The following is a 24232-nucleotide window of genomic DNA, read 5'->3' as shown; positions in this document are numbered from 1 at the left end:
CGGGACACGCTGACCCTGACGGCGTCGGCGGCGGATCCGCCCAGCCGGTGCGCTTCACGACAGTCCTGGAACGGCGCCGCGCTTCTTGTGCAGACTGATGCTGACCGTCTTGTCCTCGGCGACGGTGGAGTCCACCTCGCCGGCCAGTGCCGAGAGCACCGTCCAGGCGAAGGTGTCGCGCTCCGGTGCCCGGCCGTCGGTGGTGGGCGCCGCAACGGTCACCCACAGCGAATCCCCGACCAGCCGGAAGACACAGCTCAACACGCTGCCTGGCACCGCCTGCTGCAGCAGGATCGCGCACGCCTCGTCGACGGCGATCCGCAGATCCTCGATTTCGTCGAGGGTGAAGTCCAGTCGGGCCGCGAGACCGGCCGTGGCCGTCCGCAAGACCGACAGATACGCCCCCGCCGCGGGCAGCCGGACCTCGACGAAGTCCTTCGACCCGGGCTCGCCTGCGCTCTGGGACACCCTCACCTCCAAGGTGGCACACAGTGATTGCTCTGGTTCGCAGCGACGCTATCGCGATCCGCGCCCCGATGTCGCCCGGACGGAGGACGGTCGCACGGTTGGGCGAACCGGTCCGCGGGTCCTTCGGGGACGGAGGGCGATCGCGTCCTGTCACCCATGGTAAGCGCACGGGTACGGACGGTGGGTAGTGATCCCGGGTCTCAATTCGCATGCGAATTCGTCCGGTTGTCCGACCGGCGGGTCGGCGGGGGCGCGGCGCGGATCATGCGACCAGGTTACTTTCGGGCGGTGTGACCCGCGTAAGGGGCGCACGGGGGCACGTCATCCGGTGACCACCGCCGCCACCCGGGTGCCGGGCGGGAAGGCGCCCTCCGCGGCCAGCGTCAGCACGCCGTGCAGCATCTTGGCGACGTAGACCCGCTCCGGATCCAAGCCGTGCCGCCGGTGGAAATCCGAGGCGAACTCTTCAAGGTCCTGGCTGGTCCTGGCGAAGCCGCCGTGGTGGAAGCGGTCGTCCAGCCGCCAGCGCCCCCGGCGCCCCCCGAACGCCTCCTGCTGCAGCCGCGCCACGTCGGCGGCCAGGAAGGCGCCGCCGCGCAGCACGGGGAAGCCGACCGCCTCGGCGCACTCGCCGGGACCGCCCTCCAGGCCCGCGGCAAGCCCCGCCAGGGTGCCGCCCGTGCCGCACGGCACCGCCACCACGTCGGCCGCGCCCCGCAGTTCCCGTCCCAGGTCCGCGCAGCCCAGCGCGGCCGCCGCGTTCGACCCGCCCTCGGGGAGGACGTAGGCGCGGCCGTGCCGGGCGAGCAGCGCGGCCAGCACCTCGGGTTCGGCTTTGCGCCGGTACGTCGCCCGGTCGACGAAGTCCAGCCGCATCCCGTCGGCCGCGGCCACCGACAGCGACGGGTTGAGCGGGCGGTCCGCCAACTCCTCGCCCCGCACCACCCCGACCGTGCGCAGGCCCAGCAGCCTGCCTGCCGCTGCGACCGCCCGCAGGTGGTTGGAGTAGGCGCCGCCGAAGGTGAGCAGCGTGTCGTGGCGGGCCTGCACCGCGGCGGTCAGGTTCAGCCGCAGCTTGCGGAACTTGTTGCCCGGCAGGTCCGGGTGGACCAGGTCGTCGCGCTTGAGCAGCAGCCGCACCCCGTGCGCGTCCAGACGCTCGTCGGCGACCTCGGTGAGCGGCGACGGCGGCTGCGGTTCCAGGAGTGACGGGGCGGCATGCACGCTCCCATTGTCACCCGGACGTGTGACAACAGCCCGCTGGGGCGAGCTGTTCGCGGGGTGGCGTCCAGGGAGCGGGATTCTTCACCCGCGGGTCCCAGAAGGGCGTTTCGCGGTGCATGCTTTGTGACGTGTACCAAATAGTCCAGGAGTCACCCACCGACCGGTCATGGGAAGCCACTGCGCCCAGTGACTCGGCCGACGCACTCACCGCCATGGTGCGGGGGCTGCTGCCCTCGCTCACCCCGGCCGCCGCCCGTATCGCCTCCCTCATCGTGGAGGACCCGGCGCAGGTCGCCCGCAGCACCATCTCCGAACTCAGCGCGCTCGCCGGGACGAGCGAGTCGTCGATCGTGCGGACCGCCCGCGCGCTCGGCTTCGCCGGCTACCCGGAGCTGCGGCTCGCGCTCGCCGCGTCCGCCGCCCGGCAGGCGCCGCGCTCCACGCTCAGCGCGGGCATCACCCAGCAGGACTCGGCGGCCGAGGTCATCGGCAAGCTCGTCCACACCGAGTCGCAGGCGGTGCAGGAGACGGCGAGCCAGCTCGACCCCGCGGAGCTGGACGCGGCCGTCAGAGCCGTGTGCGGCGGCGGCCAGCTGCACATCGCCGGCGTCGGCGCCTCCGGCCTGGTCGCCCAGGACCTCCAGCAGAAGCTGGCCCGGATCGGGCGGCCCTGCCATGCGCACGGCGACTCGCAGTCCGCGCTGACCAGCGCGGTGCTGCTCGGCCCCGGCGACGTCTTCCTCGCGGTGTCGCACTCGGGGGAGAGCCGCGACGTGCTCGAACCGCTGCGGCGGGCCGCGGAGGAGGGGGCCACCACGGTGGTCATCACCAACCACCCGCTGTCCACCGCCGCGCGCATCGCCGACCACGTGCTGGTCTCGGCCGGCCGCGAGACGACGTTCAGACCGGGGGCGATGGCCTCCAGGATCAGCCAGCTCGTGGTGGTCGACTGCCTCTTCGTCTGCGTGGCGCAGCGCACGTACGACACCTCCAGCCGCGCCCTGCGGCTCACCCACGAGGCGCTGGAGAGCGACCGCCCGGCCTAGGCCGTGTTTTGGAAGTAGCGCCGTCCGCCCACAGGGCGGGCCCCGCGGCGTCTGGTGCGTGCGATCGCAAGGCGGAGGGTCGTCCTCGTAGTGGGCCTACGCGGACGACTCCGACAACGCAGCGAGCGTGCGTGCCAGACGCCGCGGGGCAGGCGGGACTTCCAAAACACGGCCTAGGGCCGGCCCGCCCGGCCCCCCGGCCCGCCCCGCTCCTGGGAGCGCGTCCCGGTCCTCACCAGACCGGCACGCGCTCCTTTTTGTGTGCCTCCGTCCGGTCACGGGAGGAGATGGATGCTATGAGTCTCAAATTACCTGCTTCCGCTTACGAGGCTCCCAGGTAAATGCTGAATTACCTTGCGGGAAAGTGTTGTCCGGATGTCGGGCGCTCGGTACCGTTGAGCGGCGCGCAAGGCCTTGTTGCACAAGTGGCCCCATCTGTACGTGAAATGGAGTACCAAGTGCCCGAATCCAGCACTCGCAGCACCGTAAGGAAGGCCGCCATGGTCGCGGCGGGAGCGGCGGCCACCGTCGCCCTCGCGACCGGAGCGGCCGGCACCGCGTCCGCGTCCACCCCCAGCAGCGCGGACGTCCAGGCCGTCGCCGCCTCGGCCCCGGCCCACAGCGCGCTCGGCGCGGCGCTGAACCGGGTCTCCACGGAGGACTCGGCGGTCTCTCCGCTGGGCAAGTACCAGCGCTGGTGACCCCGGTCGCCACCGCGTGACACCACCTGCACGAAGGGCCGCGACCGGACGGGAAGCCACCGGTCGCGGCCCGGCCGCAAGGCGAGGGGACACTCCTTGATGGAAATACCGCTGATCACCGCGGAGGCGGCGGCAGCCGAATGGCCGAACCAGGCGTTCGTGGACGAGGCCTTGGCCGATCCGTCCTGGCGGCCGCTGCCTTTCACGCAGTTCGTCGTCAAAATGCACGGCCGCTGCAATCTCTCCTGCGATTACTGCTACATCTACGAGATGGCCGACCAGAGCTGGCGCGCCAAGCCCATGGCCATGTCGCGCGCGACGGTCGACCGGACGGCGTACCGCATCACCGAGCACCTCACCGCCCACCGCGACGAGCTGACCCACGTCATCGTCACCTTCCTCGGCGGCGAGGCCCTGCTGGTCGGTGCCGAGGAGCTGGACTACGCCGCCACCGCCTTCCGCGCGGCCATGCCCGACGGCATCGAGGCGATCCTGTCGGTGACCACCAACGGGATCCTGCTGGACGACCCGGCCATGATCGCCGTGCTGGAGAAGCACGACATCAAGGTCACCCTCAGCCTGGACGGCGCGCGCGACGCGCACGACCGGCACCGCAAGTACGCCAACGGCAAGGGCAGTTTCGACGCGGTCATGCGCGGCGTCGCCGCGCTGCGCGCCGCCGCCACCGTGCCCGACCGGCTGCGCAACGTCCTGTGCGTGGTCGACCTGGAGAACGACCCGCTGGAGACCTACGAGGCGCTCGCCGCGGTCGGCGCCCCCCAGGTGGACTTCCTGCTGCCGCTGGACGACTGGGAGCGCAAGCCCCCCGGCTGGACCGGCGACACGGGCGGCACCGCGTACGCGGACTGGCTCATCCCGATCTTCGAGCGGTGGTACGGGACCGTGCCGATGCCGACCAGCGTCCGCTTCTTCGACAGCATCGTAGGGCTCGTGCTCGGCGGGCAGAGCACCACGGAGGCGGTCGGCCTGGAGGACTTCCAGTCGCTGACCATCGACACGGACGGGTCGATCGAGCTGATCGACGCGTTGAAGTCCACCTTCCAGGACGCGCCGCTGACCGGGCTCGACGTCTTCCGCAACGCCTTCGACGAGGCGCAGCTGCATCCCGGGGTTGTCGCGCGCCAGCGCGGTGCCGAAGGTCTCTGCGAGACCTGCCGCGCGTGTGCCCTGCGGGACATCTGCGGGGGCGGGCAGTACACCAACCGCTATGCGGCGGGTACGGGGTTCTTGAACCCCACGGTGTTCTGCCTGGACCAGGCAGCTCTCATCAACCACATCCGCGGTCGGGTTCTCGATGACGTGGCGCGGCTCAAAGCCGCTCTGTGACTGTCACCTGCGGTGGGCCGTGCGCCTTTCCCGTCGTCGGGGCTGGGCGCGCAGTTCCCCCTCGCCCCTGGGGGGTGCCCTCTGTGCAGAGGGCACCCCCCAGGGGGTCACGGGGAGATCAGGGTTACGTCGGCGGCGTTCACGAAGGCCACGCGGTGGTTGTAGACGATCTCGTAGACCTTTGTCGTGCCCACGAAGTCGTGCTGGTCGTAGGGGGCCGAGCCGTCGTAGTAGATGGCGAAGTAGGAGTCGGTCGGGACGGCGGGGCCGGCGGCGACGTAGGACTGGCCGGCCGGGATGGAGTACTTGGCGCGGGCGAGTTGGGCGCGCGGGGCCTTGCCGCCCTCGAAGGCGACGAAGTCCGGCGGGTAGACCGAGGCTTCGGGGTAGGCCGTGGTGTAGACCGGGATGGAGGTCGCACCCGCCTTGGGGACGATGCGGGCCGCCTTGACCGGGACGGTCGCGGGGTGGGCGGCGGAGTCCTGGAGCCAGGCCTCGGTGCCGCCCCACCAGATCGCCGTCCAGCCGGGCACGCGGCCGGCGACGACGTACTGCTCACCGGCGGGCGCCTTGTCGCCCCAGTCGTTCATGGCGCTGGTCCCGGCGGAGCCGTCCGGGTGCAGGTACGGGTCGGCGACCAGCGGCGCCGAGGTGCTGGGCGCGGTGTGCAGCGGGACGAAGGACGCGGGGGCGTCCTGCGAGGCGACGGGGCAGTCGAAGCTGCGGTAGGGGCCGGGGAACTGCTTGTAGCCCTGGACGTCGTCGCAGTAGGTGGTCGACTGCGGGTTGCGGGCGTATCCCGGCTTGATCGCCACCACGTCGCTGCCGGCCGGCGCGGTCGCCTTGATCGGCGCCCCGAGCAGGTCGAAGAAGTGCTCCCAGTCCCAGCCGGGTCCGGGGTCCCAGTGCTGGGTGGCGACCCCGGACTCGGTGCCGCCGGGGATGTTGTCGTGGCCCAGGATGTGCGCGCGGTCCAGCGGGATGTCGTACTTCGCGGCCAGGTAGCGCACCAGTGACGCGGTCGAGCGGTAGAGGTTCTCGCTGAACCAGGCGGCCCCGTGGGTCGCCCAGCCTTCCTGCTCGATGCCGATCGAGTGCTGGTAGAAGGACCGGTTGGCGCTGTCCCAGGCGATGTCCTTGGTCGGGATCATCTGCGTGACGTGGCCGTCCTGGGAGCGGACGACGTAGTGCGCGCCGGCCGCGTAGGTCGGGTCGTTGAAGAGGTCGAGGGTGCCGTCGTAGGTCTCGTCGGTGCTGTGCAGGGTGATGTAGCGGACGTCCAGGTGGCCGCCCGGGCGGTCGGCCAGGTCGTGGCTGCCGTAGTCGGCGAGGTCCGAGGGGTCGAGCAGGGTGTAGGCGCCGGGGACGACGTCGCAGTGCAGCGAGGCCGGGCACTCGGCGGGGGTGCTGCTCACGGGCGGCGTCACCTCCTTCAGGCCGAGCTTGCGGACGTCCGCGCGGTCGGGGTGGAGGTGGCGGACCGGGGCGAGGGTGACCAGCTGGCCGTCGGCGGTGGTGCGGGTGGCGCCGGTGGACATGGTCGACCACACGCCGTCGGCGAAGGCCTGCGCGACCTTGTCCTCGGTGCTCTGGCTGTAGCGGGCCGCGGCGGCGTACCAGCCGTCGGTGGTGTGCGGCAGCCGGCCGTGGCCGTAGCCCTTGGCGTACGAGGCGAGCAGGGCCGCGCCGCCGCGGATGTTCTGCGCTTCGTCGCCCGTGACGTCCGCGGTGGCCGCGCCGAGCAGGTGGGCCGCGGCGGCCGCGGTGTGCTCGGCGGGGGCGGTCAGCAGCGGGGCGTAGCGCGGCGACTGGGTGCTGAGCCCGTCGGCGTCCAGGGTGGCCGCGGTGAGGTCGGTGAGGTTCATCGGGCCGTAGCCCGCTTCGGCGTTGGGCTGCCCGGCGTGCGCCTCCCAGCGGGTCTCGTAGAAGGACACCGCCTCGAGTACGGGCAGCGGAACGCCGAACTCCCGTGCCGCCGCGGTGAATTCCGCCTGCCGTACGGCCTGCGGGTCGGTGGCCCGCGCGGTGCCTGCCGTGGCGGCGGTGACGGTCAGGCCGGCCAGCAGCGACAGGGCGGCGGCCAGCGACAGGGTGCGCCGGCGGCGGGTGGCTGGGTTCGGGCGGTGCATTCAGGCTCCTCGCGTTGCGGGTGCGTGCATGGAGAGAAGTGCTGGGCGCAGCCTGTCGAGGAGGACTGGAAGTTAGCAACTCCTCGCGCGGAAATCCTGAAAGTTTTTGCCATCCCCTGGTCCCGGCCCCGGCGGCGGGCGAGCGGGCCGCCCCCGGGGTGCGCCGGCGGGCTGGCCCTGACGCGTACGTCAAGGTCTACCGTCGTCGGTATGCGCATCGGCGAACTCGCGGAACGCGCCGGCACCACGCCGCGAACGCTCCGCTACTACGAATCCCTCGGCCTGCTCCCGCCGGCCGACCGGGCGGGCAACGGCTACCGCAGCTACGGCGAGGAGCACCTGCGGATGCTGGAGCAGATCCGCACCCTCCAGGAGTACGGCTTCGGCCTGGAGGAGACCCGGCCGTTCGTGGAGTGCCTGCGGGCCGGCCACCCGGCGGGGGACACCTGTGCCGCCTCGCTCGCGGTCTACCGCAGCAAGCTCGCGGAGATCGACGCCTGGGTGGAGCGGCTGACCGCGGTACGCGCCGAGGTCGCGGCCCAGCTGCTGCGCGCCGAGCGTGAGGCCGGCGCGGAAGCGGACGCGGGAGTGCGCCCCGGCGCGGAACCGCTGTGCGAACTGACCGCCGCCCTGGACGGGTCCGGGCGGCACGAAGAAGGGACTCCACCGCAATGACGACGACCGCAGGCACCACCAGTGCCGTGCCCACCGTGACCGATGCCACCTTCGCCGCCGAGGTGCTGGCGAGCGACCTGCCCGTGCTGGTCGACTTCACCGCCGCCTGGTGCCCGCCCTGCCGCATGATCGCCCCGGTCCTGGAGGAGATCGCGGTGGAGGAGGCGCACCGGCTGCGTATCGTCCAGCTCGACGTGGACTCCAACCCCGCCACCCAGGCCGCCTACGGCGTGATGTCGATGCCGACGCTGCTGCTCTTCCGGGGCGGCGAGCCGGTCAAGGTGATGGTGGGCGCCCGCCCCAAGCGCCGGCTGCTGCAGGAGCTGTCCGAGGTGGTGTGAGCCGGGGCGTGCGCCGGCGCACGGAGGGGGCGTAAAAGGGGAAGCACCTCCGCTCGCCGGTACGGGGGGCCGGGCGAACGGAGGTGCTTCGCAGCCCGGTATCGAGCCGGGCATACATATGAGCGCTGGCGCGTCGAAGATGTGACGGCATCTGATGTGACGCTCGTCACATCGCCGCCGTGACGGCCGGCGCCCCGCGGGGCACCGGCCGTTTATGCAGGTCAGCGCCGTGCGACGCCTTCGGCCCTGGCGGCGGCCGCCACGGCCGCGGTCACCGCGGGGGCGACCCGGGCGTCGAAGGGCGACGGGATGACGTGGTCGGCGCTCAGCTCGTCGGCCACCACGTCGGCCAGTGCCGCCGCCGCGGCGAGCTTCATGCCCTCGGTGATGGCCGAGGCGCGCACCTGGAGTGCGCCCGCGAAGATGCCGGGGAAGGCCAGCACGTTGTTGATCTGGTTGGGGTAGTCGCTGCGCCCGGTGGCCACGACCGCCGCGTGCCGGTGCGCGACGTCCGGGTGGACCTCGGGGGTGGGGTTGGCCATCGCGAAGACGAAGGAGCCCTTCGCCATCGAGGCGACCGCCGCCTCGGCGACCGTACCGCCGGACACCCCGATGAAGACGTCGGCGCCGGCCATCGCCGACTCCAGCGAACCGGTCAGCCCCGACCGGTTGGTGAACGACGCCAGCTCCCGCTTGACCGGGTTCAGGTCCTCGCGGCCCTCGTGGACCACGCCCTTGCGGTCGGTGACCGCGACGTCGCCGATGCCCGCCTCGACCAGGATCTTGGCGATGGCGACGCCGGCCGCCCCCGCGCCGGAGATGACCGCACGCAGCGAGCCCAGCTCACGGCCCGTCAGGGTGGCCGCGTTGCGGAGCGCCGCGAGCGTGACGACCGCGGTGCCGTGCTGGTCGTCGTGGAAGACCGGGATGTCCAGCCGCTCCACCAGCCGCCGTTCGATCTCGAAGCAGCGCGGCGCCGAGATGTCCTCCAGATTCACTCCTCCGAAGGACGGCGCGAGCCTGACCACGGTCTCCACGATCTCGTCCACGTCGGTGCACGCCAGCGCGATCGGCACCGCGTCGACCCCGCCGAACTGCTTGAAGAGGATCGCCTTGCCCTCCATCACCGGCAGTGACGCCTCCGGGCCGATGTCGCCGAGCCCCAGCACCGCGGTGCCGTCGGTGACGACCGCGACCACCTGCGACTTCCACGTGTAGTCGTGGACCAGTTCCGGCCGTTCCGCGATGGCCGTGCAGACCTCGGCCACGCCGGGCGTGTAGGCCAGCGACAGGTCGTCGGTGCCGAGCACCGGAACGGTGGCGGCCATCTCCATCTTGCCGCCGCGGTGCAGCGCGAACACCGGATCGAGCGGGATGTCCTCCGTACCGCCGCCGGTACTGCCGGTACCACTGGTGCCGGTGGTGCCGTCGATCCGCGGATTGACGATCTCCGTTGCCACTTGTGACCCCTTTGTCATGGATGAGGGAGATTACTCCCCCCGGAAGCGGGGAGAGATGGGCTCGGCGTCCGCGTCGCCCGAGACGAGTGAGCGAAGAGGCGGACAGGGACGCCTGGTGCGCCGCACGCGCACCGGCCCCGGATGAGGGGTGAAGGAAACTGTTCTACCGGAAGTCTGTTCCAGGGCGCGAAAACGACTCGACCTGCCCTGGTCGGCACGGCCCCATCGTGGTCCTGCCTTGGTGTGCCGGCCCGATGGGAGCCCGGGGATCGCCCGTTATCCGATTTTGACACAACAGGCACCCCGGACGGCGCTGTCCGGATGGCAAGATGCACAGATCACACACGGTGGCGGCACTCGAAGGCGTGTGCCAGGGCCACCCGCAGCAACCTCACCTCTTCAGGAGGACACAGCGATGACCGCACGCACGACCAGGCGTACCACCGCCCTTTCCCGGCTCAGCGCGGTCGCCGCCGTTGCGGTCGCCGGCACCCTGGTGCTCACCGGGTGCGGCGACCAGACCAAGAAGGACGACACGGCGCCGCCGAGCAGCAGCGCCGCGGGCGCGGGCAGCTCCGCGACCAGCGGCGCAGCCGACAGCCTGTTCTCCAAGCTGCCGCAGAAGTACCAGGACTCCAAGGTGATCCAGGTCGGCACCGACGCGTCGTACGCGCCGATGGAGCAGACCGAGGACGGCAAGATCGTCGGCATCGACCCGGACCTGGGTGCCGCGCTCGGCGAGAAGCTGGGGGTGACCTTCAAGTTCACCAACGGCAAGTTCGACGGGCTCATCACCTCGCTGCAGACCGGCCGCTCCGACATCGTCATGTCCGCTATGAGCGACACCAAGGCCCGCCAGGGCGGACTGGACGACAAGGGCAAGAAGATCGGCACCGGCGTCGACTTCGTGGACTACTACAACTCCGGCTCCTCGCTGCTGGTCGCCAAGGGCAACCCCAAGGGCGTCAAGACGCTCGACGACCTGTGCGGCCAGACCGTCGCCGTGCAGCGCGGCACGATCTACGAGGACGCCTTCAAGAAGCAGAAGACCGCCTGCGGCAGCAAGGGCCTGACCATCCAGGCCTTCGACACCGACGCCGAGGCGCAGACCCGCGTCAAGGCCGGCGGCGCGGTCGCCGACCTCAACGACACCCCGGTCGCCGCCTACATCGCCCAGACCTCGGGCAAGGGCGCCGACTTCGAGGTGGCGGGCGCCCCCTCGGACGCAGGCCCGTTCGGCATCGCGGTGAGCAAGGACGCCACGCAGCTGCGGGACGCGCTCAAGGCCGCGCTGGACGCGATCATCGCGGACGGCACCTACACCAAGATCCTGCAGAAGTGGAACGCCACCACGGGTGCGATCACCGCCAGCGCGATCAACGGCGGCTCGTGACGTGAGCGACACCACCGCCGGCCGTACCCCGGAGGGTACGGCCGGCCCCGCAGAGCCGCCCCCCGGCAGCCCCTACGAGGCGATCCGGGCCATACCGGTACGCCACTACGGCCGGTGGATCGCCGCCGTCGTGGTCGTCGCCGCGCTGGCCCTGCTGGCGTACGGCTTCTCCCAGGGCAAGATCATCTGGGGCACGGTCGGCGACAAGCTCTTCGACCACACCGTGATGACCGGCGTGTGGCACACCGTGCTGATCTCGGTGTGCGCGATGGCCATGGGCCTGGTGCTCGGCGTGCTGTTCGCGGTCATGCGGCTGTCGAAGAACCCGGTCACCGGCGCGGTCTCCTGGCTGTACATCTGGTTCTTCCGCGGCACCCCGGTCTACGTCCAGCTGCTCATGTGGTTCAACCTCTCGCTGATCTTCCACACGATCAACCTGGGGCCGATCTACAAGAACGACACCGTCGCCGTGATGACCCCGTTCGTGGCCGCCCTGCTGGGCCTGGGCCTCAACGAGGGCGCCTACATGGCCGAGATCGTGCGCGCCGGCATCCAGTCGGTGGACGAGGGCCAGACCGAGGCGTCGCACGCGCTGGGCATGACCGGTGCGCAGACCATGCGCAGGATCGTGCTCCCGCAGGCGATGCGGGTGATCATCCCGCCGACCGGCAACGAGTTCATCAACATGCTCAAGACCTCGTCCCTGGTCTCGGTCGTGCAGTACTCGGAACTCCTGCGCGCGACCTCGGACATCGGCATCAGCTCCAACGCGATCATGGAGATGTACTTCGTAGCGTCCCTCTGGTACCTGGTGCTGACCAGCGTCTTCAGCGTCGGCCAGTACTACCTGGAGCGCCGCTACGCCCGCGGTTCGCTGCGGTCGCTGCCGCTGACCCCGTGGCAGAAGGTCAGGGCGAACCTGACCACCCTGCGCCGACCGAAGGTGGCCTGATCATGAGCACCCACGACATGGCCAAGCCCGACACGGCCGAGCCCGTCGCCGGCGGTGTCGAGCCGATGGTCAGGGCGGAGAACGTCCACAAGTCCTTCGGCGCCGCGCACATCCTCAAGGGCATCGACCTGGAGGTCGCCCCCCGCGAGGTGTGCTGCCTGATCGGCCCGTCCGGCTCCGGCAAGTCCACCTTCCTGCGCTGCATCAACCACCTGGAGCAGATCAACGCCGGGCGGCTGTGGGTGGACGGCGACCTGGTCGGCTACCGGCAGCGCGGCGACCGGCTCCACGAGCTGCGCGACCGCGAGGTCGCCGCCAAGCGCCGCGACATCGGCATGGTCTTCCAGCGCTTCAACCTCTTCCCGCACATGACCGCGATCGAGAACGTCATGGAGGGACCGGTCCAGGTCAAGCGGGAGGCCAAGGCCGCGGCCCGGGAGCGGGCCGCGGCGCTGCTGGAGCGGGTGGGGCTCGCCGACAAGGCGGGCAGCTACCCCTCCCAGCTGTCCGGCGGCCAGCAGCAGCGGGTGGCCATCGCCCGGGCGCTGGCCATGGAGCCCAAGCTGATGCTCTTCGACGAGCCGACCTCGGCGCTCGACCCCGAGCTGGTCGGCGACGTGCTCGACGTGATGCGCGGGCTCGCCGAGGACGGCATGACCATGATCGTGGTCACCCACGAGATGGGCTTCGCCCGCGAGGTCGGCGACTCGCTGGTCTTCATGGACGACGGCGTGGTCGTCGAGTCCGGCCACCCCCGGCAGGTGCTGGGCGACCCGCAGCACGAGCGCACCAGGACCTTCCTGTCCAAGGTGCTGTGAGCGGCACGAGGTGCCGCGACCTGGCCAAGGCGCCGTGACCGTGCCGCCGCGGCCGCTCCGGTAATAGCCTGGATTCCGATCCGGCTGTTACCGGGGCCGGGCCGTACCCCGTAAAGGATCTTGAGGACACCGTGGACCTGGCCTACTACTCGGACTATGCCGTGCGCCTCGTCAACAGCGAGGAACCGCTGCGCGGCACCGACGCCCTCACCTCGGTCGACGCGGTGCGCGAGCTGTTCGGCCCCGCCTCGCACGCCGGGTCGCGCGCCGTCGAGGCCGACGTGCCGCGGCTGCGCGCCGTACGCACCCGGTTGCGCGGGGTCTTCGAGGCCGCCGACGAGGGCGACGAGGTCCGGGCCGTCGACCTGCTCAACGCGCTGCTGCTGGAGTTCCCGGTCAGCCCGCAGATCTCCGGGCACGACCACCTCGACGCGACCGGGCGCCCCGACTGGCACATGCACCTGGCCGAGCAGGCGGTCAACGCCACCGCCGGCTACTCGGCCACCGCCTGTATGGGCCTGGCCTTCCAGCTCACCACGCTCGGCGTGGACCGGCTCGGCATCTGCGAGGCCGCACCCTGCCGCAACGCCTACGTCGACACCTCCACCAACAGGTCCCGCCGCTACTGCTCCGACCGCTGTGCCACCCGCGCCAACGTGGCCGCCTACCGGGCGCGCAAGCGCCTGGAGAGCGACCGGTCCGGCCGCAGCGGCCGCACACAGGACGCCGCCCAGGACGCCACGCCCGCCACCGACCGCTGAAGTTCGCGCGGCGGCCGGAAGCGGCCCCTGGCGCGGGCCAGCACCAGGTCGTCCGGCACGGTGCCGAACTCCCTGCTGTCGTTCTCCACGAAGGTGTTGTCGCCCAGCACCCACCAGCCGCGGTCGCGGCGCTCGACGGCCCGCTTCACGATCAGCAGGTCCTGCTGCAACGGATGTTTCAGGACCACGACGTCCCCCTCGCGCACCAGCTCGGCACCGCTGCTGATCTTCTGGATCAGCAGCCAGTCCCCGTGCAGCAGCGTGGGTGCCATCGACGGACCAGTGACTTCGACCAGCTGCCACGACAGCCTGGCCCCCTGCTCCCGCATGAACGCCTCCTGGTTCGTTCCTCCATCGGACCCAGAGTGACACCAGACTTTTGGCCCAAGCCACCTGGGGCACCCGAGAAAACGACTCCTCCAGGGAGTAATGTCCCACCTGAAAGACGATCACGAGGAAGGACAGCCATGTTCACTCGCCTGTTCGCGCCCAAGGTGAAGGTAAGCGCACACTGCGACCTGCCCTGCGGCGTGTACGACCCGGCCCAGGCCCGCATCGAGGCCGAGTCCGTCAAGGCGGTCCAGGAGAAGTACCAGGCCAACGAGGACGCGGACTTCCGCACGCGTGCCGTGCTCATCAAGGAGCAGCGCGCCGAGCTGGCCAAGCACCACGTCTCGGTGCTGTGGAGCGACTACTTCAAGCCCCCGCACTTCGAGAAGTACCCCCAGCTCCACCAGCTGGTGAACGACACGCTCAAGGCCCTCAGCGCCGCCAAGGCCTCGAACGACCCGGCCACCGGCCAGAAGGCCCTCGACCTGATCGCGGAGATCGACAAGATCTTCTGGGAGACGAAGAAGGCCTGACGCCTTCCACCCTCCGGGGTCGGACCCGCGCCCGGCACCTCCCGCAAGGGGGTGCCGGGCGCGGGTGCGTTACCGTCGGGTCATGTTCGCCGTATACGCACGCAGCATCGACGCGAAGCAGCCGCTGGACGGGCTCGCCCTGGGGGAGCGCCCCGAGCCCGGGAAGCGGGAGGGGTGGGTCGACGTCACCGTCAGGGCCGCCTCGCTCAACCACCACGACCTGTGGTCGCTGCGCGGGGTCGGGCTCGGGCAGGAGAGCCTGCCGATGACCCTCGGCTGCGACGCGGCAGGCCTCGACGAGGACGGCAACGAGGTCGTGGTCCACTCGGTCATCGGGCAGACCGGGCACGGCGTCGGGCCGAAGGAGCGGCGCTCGCTGCTCACCGAGAAGTACCAGGGCACCCTGGCCGAGAAGGTCAGCGTCCCGGCCTGGAACGTGCTGCCCAAGCCCGCCGAGCTGAGCTTCGAGGAGGCGGCCTGCCTGCCGACCGCGTGGCTGACGGCGTACCGCATGCTCTTCACCAACGCCGGTGTGCGCCCCGGGGACTCCGTCCTGGTGCAGGGCGCAGGCGGCGGGGTCGTCACCGCGGCGATCGTGCTGGCCAGGGCCGCCGGGCTTCGGGTCTACGCCACCAGCCGGGACGCGGGCAAGCGGGAGCGTGCGGTGGAGCTGGGGGCGCTCGCCGCCGTGGAGCCGGGTGCTCGGCTGCCCGAGCGGGTGGACGCGGTCATCGAGACGGTGGGGGCGGCGACCTGGTCGCACTCGGTCAAGTCGCTGCGCCCCGGCGGCACCCTGGTCATCTCCGGTGCCACCAGCGGCCCCAACCCGCCGGCCGCCGAGCTGAACCGGATCTTCTTCCTCGAACTGCGGGTCGTCGGCTCCACGATGGGCACCAAGGAGGAGCTGCAGGGGCTGCTCGACTTCTGCGCCACCGCCGGGGTTCGCCCGGTCATCGACACGGTGCTGCCGATGGACCGGGCGCGTGAGGGCTTCGAACAGCTGGAGCGCGGCGAGGTGTTCGGCAAGATCGTGCTGACCGCCTGACCGCCTGACCGCCTGACCGCCGCGTCCCGGGTGTTCAGCCCCTGCCGGTGTGCAGTGCGGCCGTGATGTGCGCGGCCGCCGCCGACAGATGGCGCCGCACCTCCCGCAACTGGCCGTCGTCCACGCCCAGGTCGCGGGCCGCGTCGCGGATGTCGTCGCGGAAGCGGTCCAGCAGTCGCTCCAGGTCGCGCATCGGGTCCGCGGACGGCGGGCTGTCGTCGGACTCCGTGCCCGCCGCGGGCGGACCCGCCTCGTAGGGCACGTCCTTGGCCGTACGCGGCTGCTGCGGCCCGCCGCTGCGGCCGGCGCCGCCGAACTGGCCCAGCTGCCGGGTCAGTTCCGCCAGGCCCTCGCGGACGCCCGCCTGCCAGTCGCCGCCCCGCGAGTAGGACTGGACCTGCTCCTGCACCTGCCGGACGATCTGCTGCACCTCGTCGCGCGCGCTGTCGACCGCGTCCCGTGCGGCCTTCGCCTGCCGGCGTGCGGCCCGCGCGTCCTCCTTGGCCCTGCGGCTCTCCTCCTTGGCCCGCTGGGCGCGCTCGCGCCACTCCTGCTTGGCGTCCCGCAGGTTGCGCACGTCCTCGGGGACGGTACGGGTCTGCTGCGCCGCCGCCCGCACCTCGCGGCGCAGGTCGCCCGCGGCGCCGCGGACGTCCTCGCGGATCTCGGCGGCCAGCGTGGAGACCGACTCGCGGATCTCCGCCTCGAGTCCTGCGATCTCGTCGGCCCGCGCGGCCAGTTCCGCGCGGCCCTCGTCGGTGAGGGCGTAGACCTTCCTGCCGCCCTCGGTGGAGTGGCTGACCAGGCCCTCCTTCTCCAGCTTGGCCAGCCGCGGGTAGACCGTGCCGGCGGAGGGCGCGTACAGCCCCTGGAAGCGCTCGCCGAGCAGCCGGATCACCTCGTAGCCGTGCCGCGGCGACTCGTCCAGCAGCTTGAGCAGGTACAGCCGCAGCCGGCCGTGTGCGAAGACGGGCGCCATGTCAGATGTCCTTCCTGAGCGAGGGCGCGTCCTCCATCGGGGGTCTGCGCAGCAGGGCGATCGCGCCGGAGACGGTGGTGGCCCGCAGCCTGGCACCCCCCGAGCCGACCCGCCCGGTGATCCGCTTGGTGCCCCAGCCGCCGGTGACCTGCAGTTCGTCGAAGGCGCAGGACACCTTGCCGCTGGTGGTGTTGGCGTCGACCTCGGCGTCGCCGGGCTCCGGGATGCGGATGGCGATCTCGCCGGAGACCGTGGTCAGCCGGACGTCGGCGCCCGCGGACGGGTCCAGGTCGAGCACCATGCTGCCGCTGACCGAGTCGGCCCGCACCGTCGGGCCGCTGCCCTCCACGACGGTCAGGTCGCCGGAGACGGTGTTGACCCGCAGCTCGCCGGACAGCGACTGGGCCTCGACGTTGCCGGCGACCGTCTTGGCCTCGACCGGGCCGCTCAGCCCCACCAGCGTGGTGTCGCCGTTCACGCCCTGTACGACCGTACGGCCGCTGATCCCGGAGATCACCGCGCCCGCGCCGACCACCCCGACCTCGACCGAGGTGTGCTGCGGCACCGCGAGCGAGATCACCGCGCGCCGCCGCCAGCTGTGCCGGTCATGCCACTTGAGCAGGTTCTTCCAGGTCAGGTCGTCATAGGCGACGGTCAGCGTCGAGCCCTCGCGCTGCACGGTCAGTGGCGGGCCTTCCAGCTCGGTGACCTCCATGCGGGCCGGGCCCTCGTCGATCCCGACCACGTTGACCGCGCCGGCGACGATCCGCACCCGCAGGGTGTCGAGGGCGTCCTCGAACTCGAACTTCCCGGGTTCCGTGACGGTCCGCTCCATCGTGCCCCTCCTTGCCGCCGGCCAACGCGGTATATCGCGTCCTCTGGGAACACGATATATCGCGTGCCGCGGAAGTCAAGGGCGGTGGTGCTCGGGGCGGGCCGACGCCGGGAGCGGCCGGCTCAGTCGTCCTCGTCCTCGTCGTCCAGCCGGGCCAGCCACGTCGCCAGGCGCTCGACGGGGACCTCGAACTCCGGGTTGAGGTCCACGAACTCGCGCAGCCGGTCGGCCAGCCACTCGAGGGTGACCTCCTCCTCGCCGCGCCGGTCGGCGAGTTCCTCGATGCCGCGGTCGGTGAAGTACAAGATCTGCTCCTGAAACAGGGGTGGGAGGGTCGCCGGACGGGGAAGAACAGCGAAGGACGGGACAGACTGGACAAGGATAGGAGTTGCCCGAAGGGCCTCGCGCGGGCACCGGCAGGCACTAGCCTTTCCCGGATGACCGGCCAGTGGGGGGTGGTATGGGCGCGCTGACCGCTGTGACAGGTGCGACTGATGCGATCGAGGGCATGGGGGGAGCGGGGTGACGCCGCGGATCGATGAGCCCGAGCCCATCGACCCGGCCGAGGTCCTGGTCCCGCTGGTCCGCGAGGCGACCGTCCGCATCCACGGCGCGAAGCCCGGCCGTCCGCTGTACGGCAGCGGCTTCTTCGTCGCGCCGAACTGGGTGCTCACCTGCGCCCATGTGGCGTGCCGGGGATCATCTGAGGGCGCCGAGGACGCTGAGGACACGGAGGAGGCGGCGGGCGTGGGGCAGCCGGCGGCACGCCAGGTCACGGTCGGCTGGGGCGACCGCATGCTCGACGGCGTCGTCGAATGGGCCGAGCCCGCCGAGCACGGCAGCGGCAGCTGGCCCGCCCCCGACCTCGCCCTGATCCGGCTGCTCGACCCGGTCGACCACCCCTGCGTGTGGCTGACCGAGCGCACCGCCAAGGCGTACACCACCAACCAGGTCGCCTTCTTCGGCTACACCCCCGGCGACCCGGAGCCCGAGCCGTACAACGGCAGGTGCACCATCAGCGGCCAGGTCGGCACCAGCGGGGTGCTCAAGCTCGGCAACGAGGACGAGATGCCGCACGGCGTGTCCGGCGGCCCCGTGGTGGACCTGGTGCGCGGCGAGGTCATCGGGGTGCTCAAGGCCCGCAGGCGGGGCCAGGACGGCGGCCAGGCCGTCGGCATCCAGCAGCTGCGCCGGCTGCCCGCGGGCGACGCCGGCGACCCCGCGCTCGACCTCTACCACCGGGTGATGGCCGCGCACGACCTGCACCACGCCGACCGGCACGCCTTCGTCCGCGACGACGGCGGCACCTGGACCGACGCGCACAGCGAGATCGGCGCCTGCGACGGCCGCGCCCTGACCCCGGGACAGCGCACGGAACTGCTCGGGCTGCTCGCCCAGCTGCCGCCGCCGGTCGACACCGGGAGCCTGGAGGACGTCATCGGGGCGGTGCGCGGCGGCCGCGCCCTGGGCCTGCCGGTCGCCCCGCGCGCCTGGCGCGACGGCCTCGGCCTGCTCTACGACCTGCGGCGCGGCACCACGGAACTGGAAGCGGTGCTGCGGTTCGCCGTCCACGCCGCGACCGCCGACCGGGCCGCGGCGGCCGACGAGGCGGCCGAGCGCGCGCTGTGGGGCTGGGCGCAGCAGACCGCGGGCGCCGCGGTCCCGCTCAGCCGGCTCTTCCGCCGCACCCTGGTCGACGAGCGCAGGAGCCGGCTGCGGGCCAGGGCCGCACCCGGCGCCGTCCGGACCGCGCCGGCCGAACGGCACGGCCCCGAGGCCCTGTTGGAGATCTTCCCGCGCGGCTGGGAGCCCGGCCGCTACGACTGGCGGGTCAGCGCGGTGCCGGAGAGCGGCGAAGTGGACTGTGTGGAGGAGGAGTTCGACGCGGGCACCGAATTCGACGCGCTGGCGGCCAGATTACGCCAGCCGCTGCGTGAGGCCTTCCGCCGCTGCGACGGCTCGGGCACGCTGGCAGTCATCCAACTCGCGCTTCCCGGAGCCCTCGTGGGCCGATTCTCCGATGTCCGCCAGCTCGGCGTCGACGCCGACCGGCCGGTCGTGGTCCGCAGGACCGACATGCCCGACGAGGACGGCGCCGCCGCCGACGAGCGCGCCGCCCGCTGGCGCACCCTGCACGAACAGCCGCCCCGCACCCACATCCTGGACTGCGACGAGGGCACCGCGAGCCCGCTGCCGGACGAGGCGGACCTGCGCGCCCGCCCACGCGACACGCTGCCCGCGCTGTGCCGCAGCGCCGCCGCCGCACCCGAGGCGCTGGACCGCATCGTCCGCAGCGGCTACAGCGTCGCCCTGTGGCGCCGCCGGCCGGTGCCGCAGGAGTCGGTGTGCGCGGACTTCCACCGCGGCATGGGCCGGGCGGTGCGGGCCGCGAGGTCCGCGGGCCGGCTGCCGCGGCTGCTCGCCGACCTGCGCGCCGAAGTGGACGACGGGGTGCCGGAGAAGTTCTGGTCCGCCGGTCTCATGCTCTTCTATCACGATCCGACCCGGCCGCTGCCCGGGACCGACGAGCCGTTGGAGACCCCTTGACCAGGGATGCGAGGTATCGAGGTGAGTGACATGACCGAACCGGAACCGTCCGGCGACTGGCTCATCTACCGCGGCACCGGGGAACCCCACACCCGCATCGACGGACTGCCCGAGCCCCCGCCCTGGCGGGACTTCGACGGCGGCCCGCTGGTCGCGCCGGGACCGGGGCCCGACAGCTCCTCGGCCCGCAGGCTCGGCGCCTACCGGCACATGGCCGAGATGCACCGCCCCAGCCCCGAGGAGCTGGAGATGGTCAACGCGGCGCTGTACCTGCGCCGCCCGCTGCTGGTCACCGGCAGCCCCGGCACCGGCAAGTCCACCCTCGCGCACGCGGTGGCGTACGAACTGGGCCTGGGCCGGGTCCTGCACTGGCCGATCGTCAGCCGCAGCACCCTGCAGGACGGGCTCTACCGCTACGACGCCATCGCCCGGCTGCAGGACAACCAGATCGCCGCGCACTCCGGCACCGCCCCGCCCGGCGGCATCGGCAGCTACATCCGGCTCGGCCCGCTCGGCACCGCGCTGCTGCCCACCGCCAAGCCCCGGGTGCTGCTCATCGACGAGCTGGACAAGAGCGACATCGACCTGCCCAACGACCTGCTCAACGTCATGGAGGAGGGCGAGTACGGCATACCCGAGCTCGAACGCCTCGCCGAGCGCGAACCACAGGTCGACGTCCTCACCGACGACGGCGCCAAGGTCACCGTGGGGGAGGGCAGGGTCCGCTGCCGGGCCTTCCCCTTCGTGATCCTCACCAGCAACGGCGAGCGGGACTTCCCCGCACCGCTGCTGCGCCGCTGCATCCACCTGGAGCTCGACCGCCCCGACCACCAGCGGCTGTCCACCGTGGTGCGCGCCCACCTCGGCGACGAGGCGGCCACCGTCGGCGAGGACCTGGTCGCCCGCTTCCTCGACCGCTCGCGCAGCGAACTGCTCGCCACCGACCAGCTGCTGAACGCGATCTACCTCACCCACCATGCCGCGCCCCCCACCCGTTCCCGGCTCGCGGACATGCTCATCCAGCGGCTCGACCGGCCCAGGTGAGGCGGCCGTGGACGCCGAGCCGAACCGCAGCCCGCAGCAGCCGGCGGACGTGCCAGCGGAGGACGCCGGCGGCGGGCGGCCCGCGCCCGACCCGCTGGCCGAACTCGTCGGCCGGCTGAGCGGTGCCGGGCTCGAACCCGGCACCGGCGAACTGGCCGACGCGCTGTGGCTGGCCCGCTGGTCGGTGCCCACCGCGCCGGAGCCCGCCCCGGCGGGCCGCCCGCGCGACCCGGAGACCGACAGCGGCGGCGGCCAGGGCGGCGCCCCGGGCGACCTGCCCCAGGTCCCGGCCGACGGCACCGACGGGCGCGGCCGGCGCCTGGTGCCGCCCGAGCCGGACGGCGGCGGCATGGTCGACCTCTACCCGGGCGTGGCCGAGCCCGGCCGCGCCCACCCGGGCGCCGCGGGCCTGACCGTCGCGGTGCCCGAGGCCACCACACTGCCCCGGCTGCTCGAACTCCAGTCGGCGCTGCGGCCGCTGCAGCGCTACCGCAGTCCCGCCAGGCCGCTGCGGGAGACCCTCGACGAAGCCGCGACCGCCGAGCGGTCCGCCCTGGCCGGCGGGCTGCTGCTGCCGGTGTTCCGGCCCGTCGGGCGCGGCAACGCCGCCATGCAGCTGCTGATGGACGCCTCCTCCTCGATGTACGTGTGGGAGCGGATGCTGCGCGAACTGGGCGGCGTCTTCGAACGCCTCGGCGCCTTCCACGAGGTGCAGGTCCGCCATCTGCACGCCACCCCCGAGGGCACCCCCGCGGTCAGCGGCCGCTTCGACCCGGAACCGTCCGGGCTGCGCTCCGCCGACCAGCTGATCGACCCCACGGGCCGCCGCGTCACCCTGCTGGTCAGCGACTGCGCCGGGCCGCTGTGGCGCTCGGGCCAGGCGCACCGGCTGCTGCACCGGCTGGCCGGGTACGGCCCGGTGGCGGTGCTCCAGCCGCTGCCCGCCCGGCTGTGGTCGCGCACCCGGCTGCCGGTCTCCTACGGGGTGCTGCACCGGGCGGAAGGCCCGCTGCCGGCCGCGCCCCTGCGTTTCTCCGCCGGCGCCGGCGGCTTCACCACACCGCCCGCGGGCGACGCGCTGCCCGTGCCCGTACTGCCGCCCACCGCGCAGGCGCTCGGCGCCTGGGCACGGCTGCTGGCCGGGATCGGCGCCGGGCAGGTGCCGGCCGCCGTCGGCTGGGTCCGCTCCGACCAGCCGCCGAGCCCCGGCCGCCCGCGGCGCACGACCGTACCGCCCACCGCACTGGTCGGCCGCTTCCGCTCCGCCGCCTCGCCCGCCGCCGCCCAGCTCGCCGTCTACCTGTCGGCCGCACCGCTCTTCCTGCCCGTCATGCAGCTCGTGCAGCGCACCATGCTGCCCGACTCAGGACCCGCGGAACTGGCCGAAGTGCTGCTCAGCGGACTGGTGGTGAGAGCCGAGGGCGACGACCACCGGTGGTACGAGTTCGCGCCCGGCGTGCGGGACGTGCTGCTGGAGCCGCTCGGCCTGGACGAGGCGCGGCTGGTGCTCAAGCACTGCTCCGAGTACGTCGAGCAGCGCTTCGGGCGCAGCGGCCCCAACTTCCCGGCCCTTGCCATCACCCAGCTCACCGACGGCGGGCCGCCCAGCGACGCCGTGTCCGACGCGGCCGTCGCCTCCGCCGCACGCGACACCGCCCGCGCCGAGAGCGCCGCCGTGGGCGCCGACTCCCAGCAGCCCTTCGCGGAGGTCGCCGCCCGCGTCCTGGAGCGCTTCGTGCCGCTCGCAGGCAGCGGCGCCCCGCGCGGCTCAGGCGGCGGCGCCGGGCGCGCCGGCGGTACGGGCGGCACCTCGTCGGTCGTGCTGCGGGCCAGGGAACTCGTCGCCAGGTTCCGCGACGAGGGCATGGTGCAGAACCTGATGGAGGCCGTCCAACTGCTGCGCAAAGCCGCGGCCGAGGAGTTCCGGCACGGCACCGACCCCGAGCTGTGGAGCGAACTGGCCGAGCAGCTCATCAGGCTGTGGCGGCTGCGCGGCGGCCCCGGGCTGCTGCGCGAGGCCCAGGACGCCGCCGAGACCGCCGCCGCACACCCCGGCTCGGTCAAGGCCCGGGCGGTACGTGCCGGGGTGCTGCGCGCCTCGGCCGACGACCGGGCCGCCGTCGGCGACACCCGCGGCGCACTGGAGCTGCTGCGCCGCGCCGACCGCGAACTCACCGCCGTCTGCGCCTCCCCTGGCCTGGAACGGGCGGAACTGCTGGCCGCCACCATGGAACGCGTCCAGGTGCTGGAGGACCAGTGGCTCATCAGCGGTGACGCGGTGCTCCTGGAGGAGACCGTCGGCTCGCTCGAAGCCTTCGCCGACGCCTGGCCGCCCGCCGCCGACCGCCCCAGCCAACTCGCCCTCGCCCACGGCCGCGCCCTGCTGCGGCTGGCCGGTGCCGCCGACAACCGGGAGCGCGAGCAGGTCTGCGCCGAGCAGGCCGCCACCTCCTTCGCCGCCGGGCTCGACGCACTCCAGCGCGAGGACGCGGGACCCGAAGCCCTCGTGCCCGCGACCCTCGCCCTGGTCGACGCGCTGCTCCTGGCCGGCGGCCGGCTGCCCGACGCCCAGCGGCTGGTGGACCGTGCGCTCGGTGAGACCCGCGACCGGCTGCTGCGGGCCGCGATCCTGGCGAGGGCCGGGCGGATCAGGGCCGCCCGGCACTCCGAAGCGGGCCAGCCCGGTGAACTCGAAGCCGCCGCAGGGCGGTTCGCGGAAGCCTGCCGGCTCACCCCGCGCGACCGCCCCGAATACAGCGACCTCGTCGCCGAATGGGGCGGCGCCCTGCTCGACCGGGCCGCGCTCCCGGGCGGCGAACTCTTCGTCAACCGGGCCGTGCTGGTGCTGCGGGACTGCCGTATGGAGACCCCCTCCGACGACCCGCGGCTGCCCGGCAGGCTGCTGATGCTCGGCCGCGCACTCGTGCTGCGCTACGTCGCGGAAGGCGACCTGGTCGACCTGCGCGAAGCAGAACACGTACTGCTGCGGGCCGTCCAACCCGCCGTCGAGCCCGCGCAGATCGCCCGGATCTGCTACGAGCTGGGCGAGGTGCACCGGCGCGGGTACGACCACACCCGGCGCTCAGAACGCCTCGACCAGGCCGCCGACGCCTACCGGCGGGCCGCCGACGCGGCCGAGAACGCCGCGGCCCGCGCGTTCGACCCGCGCCCCATGGTGCGTCTCGCCGCACAGGCGCATCATTGGCGTGGCGTGGTCTACGAATCGGCCCGCCGACCACGGGCAGCGGCCGACGCGTATCGCTCGGCGCTGGCGGGCTGGCGCCAACTCCCGGACGAGGGCGGCGAAGCCGGCCGCCGCACCGCTGAGCGCATGGCCGCGCTCAACTCACCTGGACACGGAGGTCCGTGATGGAAGCAGAGCCGCACGGTGGCGCGAGTGCGCCCGACGTACTGGGACTCGACCTGGAAACCCTGCGAACCGTCGAGCACCCGGTGCTCGCCGCGCTCGTCAGCGACCTGCGCGAGCGGGTCGCGGCACCGGGCGGCGAAGCGCTCTGGGGCTTCGACAACTCGATGTAGCGCACAACCCCCCACCCGGCACGGCCGGACCGCACACCGCAGGGGGCGGTTACGGCCAAAAGCC

General features: G+C 72.6%; 23 protein-coding genes. 15 read left to right on the top strand and 8 right to left on the bottom strand.

Annotated elements, in window-relative coordinates; all coding sequences use genetic code 11:
- Positions 1-54: 54 nt before the first annotated feature.
- Together JT723_RS28585 and JT723_RS28580 are read right to left on the bottom strand one after the other, a co-directional pair.
- Positions 55-468 (bottom strand): ATP-binding protein, encoded by a 414-nt coding sequence (locus JT723_RS28585; RefSeq protein WP_033171796.1) that lies wholly within the window; start codon positions 466-468, stop codon positions 55-57.
- A 321-nt stretch (positions 469-789) separates the two neighbouring features.
- Positions 790-1692, bottom strand: a complete 903-nt coding sequence (locus JT723_RS28580) for a 1-aminocyclopropane-1-carboxylate deaminase/D-cysteine desulfhydrase (protein ID WP_205047710.1) — start codon at positions 1690-1692, stop codon at positions 790-792.
- A 212-nt stretch (positions 1693-1904) separates the two neighbouring features.
- Between JT723_RS28580 and JT723_RS28575 the strand changes: the two genes are divergently transcribed.
- The 3 genes from JT723_RS28575 to JT723_RS28565 all read left to right on the top strand — a co-directional run bounded on the left by JT723_RS28575 (position 1905) and on the right by JT723_RS28565 (position 4786).
- Complete coding sequence (locus JT723_RS28575; RefSeq protein WP_240166318.1) at positions 1905-2738, top strand: MurR/RpiR family transcriptional regulator; 834 nt, start codon at positions 1905-1907, stop codon at positions 2736-2738.
- Positions 2739-3196: 458 nt separating this feature from the next.
- A complete protein-coding gene (locus JT723_RS28570) occupies positions 3197-3439 on the top strand; it encodes a hypothetical protein (protein ID WP_205047708.1) in 243 nt (80 codons plus the stop codon).
- A gap of 99 nt (positions 3440-3538) precedes the next feature.
- Complete coding sequence (locus tag JT723_RS28565) at positions 3539-4786, top strand: FxsB family cyclophane-forming radical SAM/SPASM peptide maturase (RefSeq protein WP_205047707.1); 1248 nt, start codon at positions 3539-3541, stop codon at positions 4784-4786.
- Between the two features lie 107 nt (positions 4787-4893).
- On the opposite strand, the gene JT723_RS35965 is transcribed toward JT723_RS28565, so the two are convergent.
- Entirely contained in the window at positions 4894-6915 is a 2022-nt protein-coding gene (locus JT723_RS35965) for an N-acetylmuramoyl-L-alanine amidase (RefSeq protein WP_205047706.1), read from the bottom strand.
- 210 nt (positions 6916-7125) lie between these two features.
- On the opposite strand from JT723_RS35965, the gene JT723_RS28555 reads away from it, so the two are divergent.
- Entirely contained in the window at positions 7126-7590 is a 465-nt protein-coding gene (locus tag JT723_RS28555) for a MerR family transcriptional regulator (protein WP_205047705.1), read from the top strand.
- Positions 7587-7931: a thioredoxin gene (gene trxA / locus JT723_RS28550; RefSeq protein ID WP_240166317.1), complete on the top strand. Its 345-nt coding sequence runs from the start codon at positions 7587-7589 to the stop codon at positions 7929-7931. Before JT723_RS28555 ends, trxA begins: the two co-directional genes overlap by 4 nt.
- Before the next feature lie 221 nt (positions 7932-8152).
- Here the strand turns inward: trxA and JT723_RS28545 are convergent, their stop codons facing one another.
- Positions 8153-9391 carry an NAD(P)-dependent malic enzyme gene (locus JT723_RS28545; protein ID WP_251512419.1) on the bottom strand — a complete coding sequence of 413 codons (1239 nt, stop codon included), beginning with the start codon at positions 9389-9391 and terminating at the stop codon, positions 8153-8155.
- Positions 9392-9806: 415 nt separating this feature from the next.
- On the opposite strand from JT723_RS28545, the gene JT723_RS28540 reads away from it, so the two are divergent.
- From JT723_RS28540 to JT723_RS28525, 4 genes are all read left to right on the top strand, one after another.
- Positions 9807-10784, top strand: coding sequence for an ABC transporter substrate-binding protein (locus JT723_RS28540; protein ID WP_205047704.1), 978 nt, complete (start codon positions 9807-9809; stop codon positions 10782-10784).
- A gap of 1 nt (position 10785) precedes the next feature.
- Positions 10786-11736, top strand: coding sequence for an amino acid ABC transporter permease (locus JT723_RS28535; RefSeq protein ID WP_205047703.1), 951 nt, complete (start codon positions 10786-10788; stop codon positions 11734-11736).
- 65 nt (positions 11737-11801) lie between these two features.
- A complete protein-coding gene (locus tag JT723_RS28530; RefSeq protein ID WP_205047728.1) occupies positions 11802-12554 on the top strand; it encodes an amino acid ABC transporter ATP-binding protein in 753 nt (250 codons plus the stop codon).
- 131 nt (positions 12555-12685) lie between these two features.
- A complete protein-coding gene (locus JT723_RS28525) occupies positions 12686-13315 on the top strand; it encodes a CGNR zinc finger domain-containing protein (RefSeq protein WP_205047702.1) in 630 nt (209 codons plus the stop codon).
- Here the strand turns inward: JT723_RS28525 and sodX are convergent.
- Positions 13219-13644, bottom strand: a complete 426-nt coding sequence (sodX, locus tag JT723_RS28520; protein ID WP_205047701.1) for a nickel-type superoxide dismutase maturation protease — start codon at positions 13642-13644, stop codon at positions 13219-13221. The two genes, JT723_RS28525 and sodX, sit on opposite strands and share 97 nt — an antisense overlap.
- 138 nt (positions 13645-13782) lie before the next feature.
- On the opposite strand from sodX, the gene sodN reads away from it, so the two are divergent.
- Positions 13783-14178, top strand: coding sequence for a superoxide dismutase, Ni (gene sodN, locus JT723_RS28515; RefSeq protein WP_033171806.1), 396 nt, complete (start codon positions 13783-13785; stop codon positions 14176-14178).
- Positions 14179-14260: 82 nt separating this feature from the next.
- Positions 14261-15223, top strand: a complete 963-nt coding sequence (locus tag JT723_RS28510; RefSeq protein ID WP_205047700.1) for a zinc-binding dehydrogenase — start codon at positions 14261-14263, stop codon at positions 15221-15223.
- Between the two features lie 34 nt (positions 15224-15257).
- On the opposite strand, the gene JT723_RS28505 is transcribed toward JT723_RS28510, so the two are convergent.
- From JT723_RS28505 to JT723_RS28495, 3 genes are all read right to left on the bottom strand, one after another.
- Positions 15258-16202 carry a PadR family transcriptional regulator gene (locus tag JT723_RS28505; RefSeq protein WP_205047699.1) on the bottom strand — a complete coding sequence of 315 codons (945 nt, stop codon included), beginning with the start codon at positions 16200-16202 and terminating at the stop codon, positions 15258-15260.
- 1 nt (position 16203) lies between these two features.
- Positions 16204-17037, bottom strand: coding sequence for a DUF4097 family beta strand repeat-containing protein (locus JT723_RS28500; protein ID WP_205047698.1), 834 nt, complete (start codon positions 17035-17037; stop codon positions 16204-16206).
- A gap of 122 nt (positions 17038-17159) precedes the next feature.
- Entirely contained in the window at positions 17160-17342 is a 183-nt protein-coding gene (locus JT723_RS28495; RefSeq protein WP_205047697.1) for a DUF6104 family protein, read from the bottom strand.
- Between the two features lie 217 nt (positions 17343-17559).
- Here JT723_RS28495 and JT723_RS28490 point away from each other — a divergent pair, with 217 nt between their 5' ends.
- The 4 genes from JT723_RS28490 to fxsA are packed head-to-tail and all read left to right on the top strand — an operon-like array spanning position 17560 to position 24168.
- Entirely contained in the window at positions 17560-19584 is a 2025-nt protein-coding gene (locus JT723_RS28490) for a VMAP-C domain-containing protein (protein WP_205047696.1), read from the top strand.
- A gap of 30 nt (positions 19585-19614) precedes the next feature.
- The gene (locus JT723_RS28485) at positions 19615-20628 is read left to right on the top strand and encodes an AAA family ATPase (RefSeq protein WP_205047695.1); all 1014 of its coding nucleotides are present in this window, start codon (positions 19615-19617) and stop codon (positions 20626-20628) included.
- Positions 20629-20635: 7 nt separating this feature from the next.
- The gene (locus JT723_RS28480; RefSeq protein WP_205047694.1) at positions 20636-23998 is read left to right on the top strand and encodes an SAV_2336 N-terminal domain-related protein; all 3363 of its coding nucleotides are present in this window, start codon (positions 20636-20638) and stop codon (positions 23996-23998) included.
- Entirely contained in the window at positions 23998-24168 is a 171-nt protein-coding gene (gene fxsA / locus JT723_RS28475; RefSeq protein WP_205047693.1) for an FxSxx-COOH cyclophane-containing RiPP peptide, read from the top strand. The genes JT723_RS28480 and fxsA overlap by 1 nt, the downstream gene beginning before the upstream one ends.
- The last annotated feature ends 64 nt before the right edge of the window (positions 24169-24232 follow it).

The sequence above is a fragment of the Actinacidiphila bryophytorum genome (genome assembly GCF_016916835.1).
GTDB classification, from domain to species: Bacteria; Actinomycetota; Actinomycetes; order Streptomycetales; family Streptomycetaceae; genus Actinacidiphila; species Actinacidiphila bryophytorum.
Note: the sequence above shows the minus strand (reverse complement) of the source record. Positions and strands in the feature narration are given on the sequence as shown.

Excerpts from the sequence above, each read along its gene's own strand:
- JT723_RS28555 (WP_205047705.1), top strand. The coding sequence starts at position 7,126 with ATGCGCATCGGCGAACTCGCGGAACGCGCCGGCACCACGCCGCGAACG.
- JT723_RS28565 (WP_205047707.1), top strand. The coding sequence starts at position 3,539 with ATGGAAATACCGCTGATCACCGCGGAGGCGGCGGCAGCCGAATGGCCG.
- JT723_RS28485 (WP_205047695.1), top strand. The coding sequence starts at position 19,615 with ATGACCGAACCGGAACCGTCCGGCGACTGGCTCATCTACCGCGGCACC.
- JT723_RS28530 (WP_205047728.1), top strand. The coding sequence starts at position 11,802 with ATGGTCAGGGCGGAGAACGTCCACAAGTCCTTCGGCGCCGCGCACATC.
- sodX (WP_205047701.1), bottom strand. The coding sequence starts at position 13,644 with ATGCGGGAGCAGGGGGCCAGGCTGTCGTGGCAGCTGGTCGAAGTCACT.
- JT723_RS28500 (WP_205047698.1), bottom strand. The coding sequence starts at position 17,037 with ATGGAGCGGACCGTCACGGAACCCGGGAAGTTCGAGTTCGAGGACGCC.
- JT723_RS28505 (WP_205047699.1), bottom strand. The coding sequence starts at position 16,202 with ATGGCGCCCGTCTTCGCACACGGCCGGCTGCGGCTGTACCTGCTCAAG.
- JT723_RS35965 (WP_205047706.1), bottom strand. The coding sequence starts at position 6,915 with ATGCACCGCCCGAACCCAGCCACCCGCCGCCGGCGCACCCTGTCGCTG.
- JT723_RS28540 (WP_205047704.1), top strand. The coding sequence starts at position 9,807 with ATGACCGCACGCACGACCAGGCGTACCACCGCCCTTTCCCGGCTCAGC.
- fxsA (WP_205047693.1), top strand. The coding sequence starts at position 23,998 with ATGGAAGCAGAGCCGCACGGTGGCGCGAGTGCGCCCGACGTACTGGGA.
- sodN (WP_033171806.1), top strand. The coding sequence starts at position 13,783 with ATGTTCACTCGCCTGTTCGCGCCCAAGGTGAAGGTAAGCGCACACTGC.
- JT723_RS28575 (WP_240166318.1), top strand. The coding sequence starts at position 1,905 with ATGGTGCGGGGGCTGCTGCCCTCGCTCACCCCGGCCGCCGCCCGTATC.
- trxA (WP_240166317.1), top strand. The coding sequence starts at position 7,587 with ATGACGACGACCGCAGGCACCACCAGTGCCGTGCCCACCGTGACCGAT.
- JT723_RS28510 (WP_205047700.1), top strand. The coding sequence starts at position 14,261 with ATGTTCGCCGTATACGCACGCAGCATCGACGCGAAGCAGCCGCTGGAC.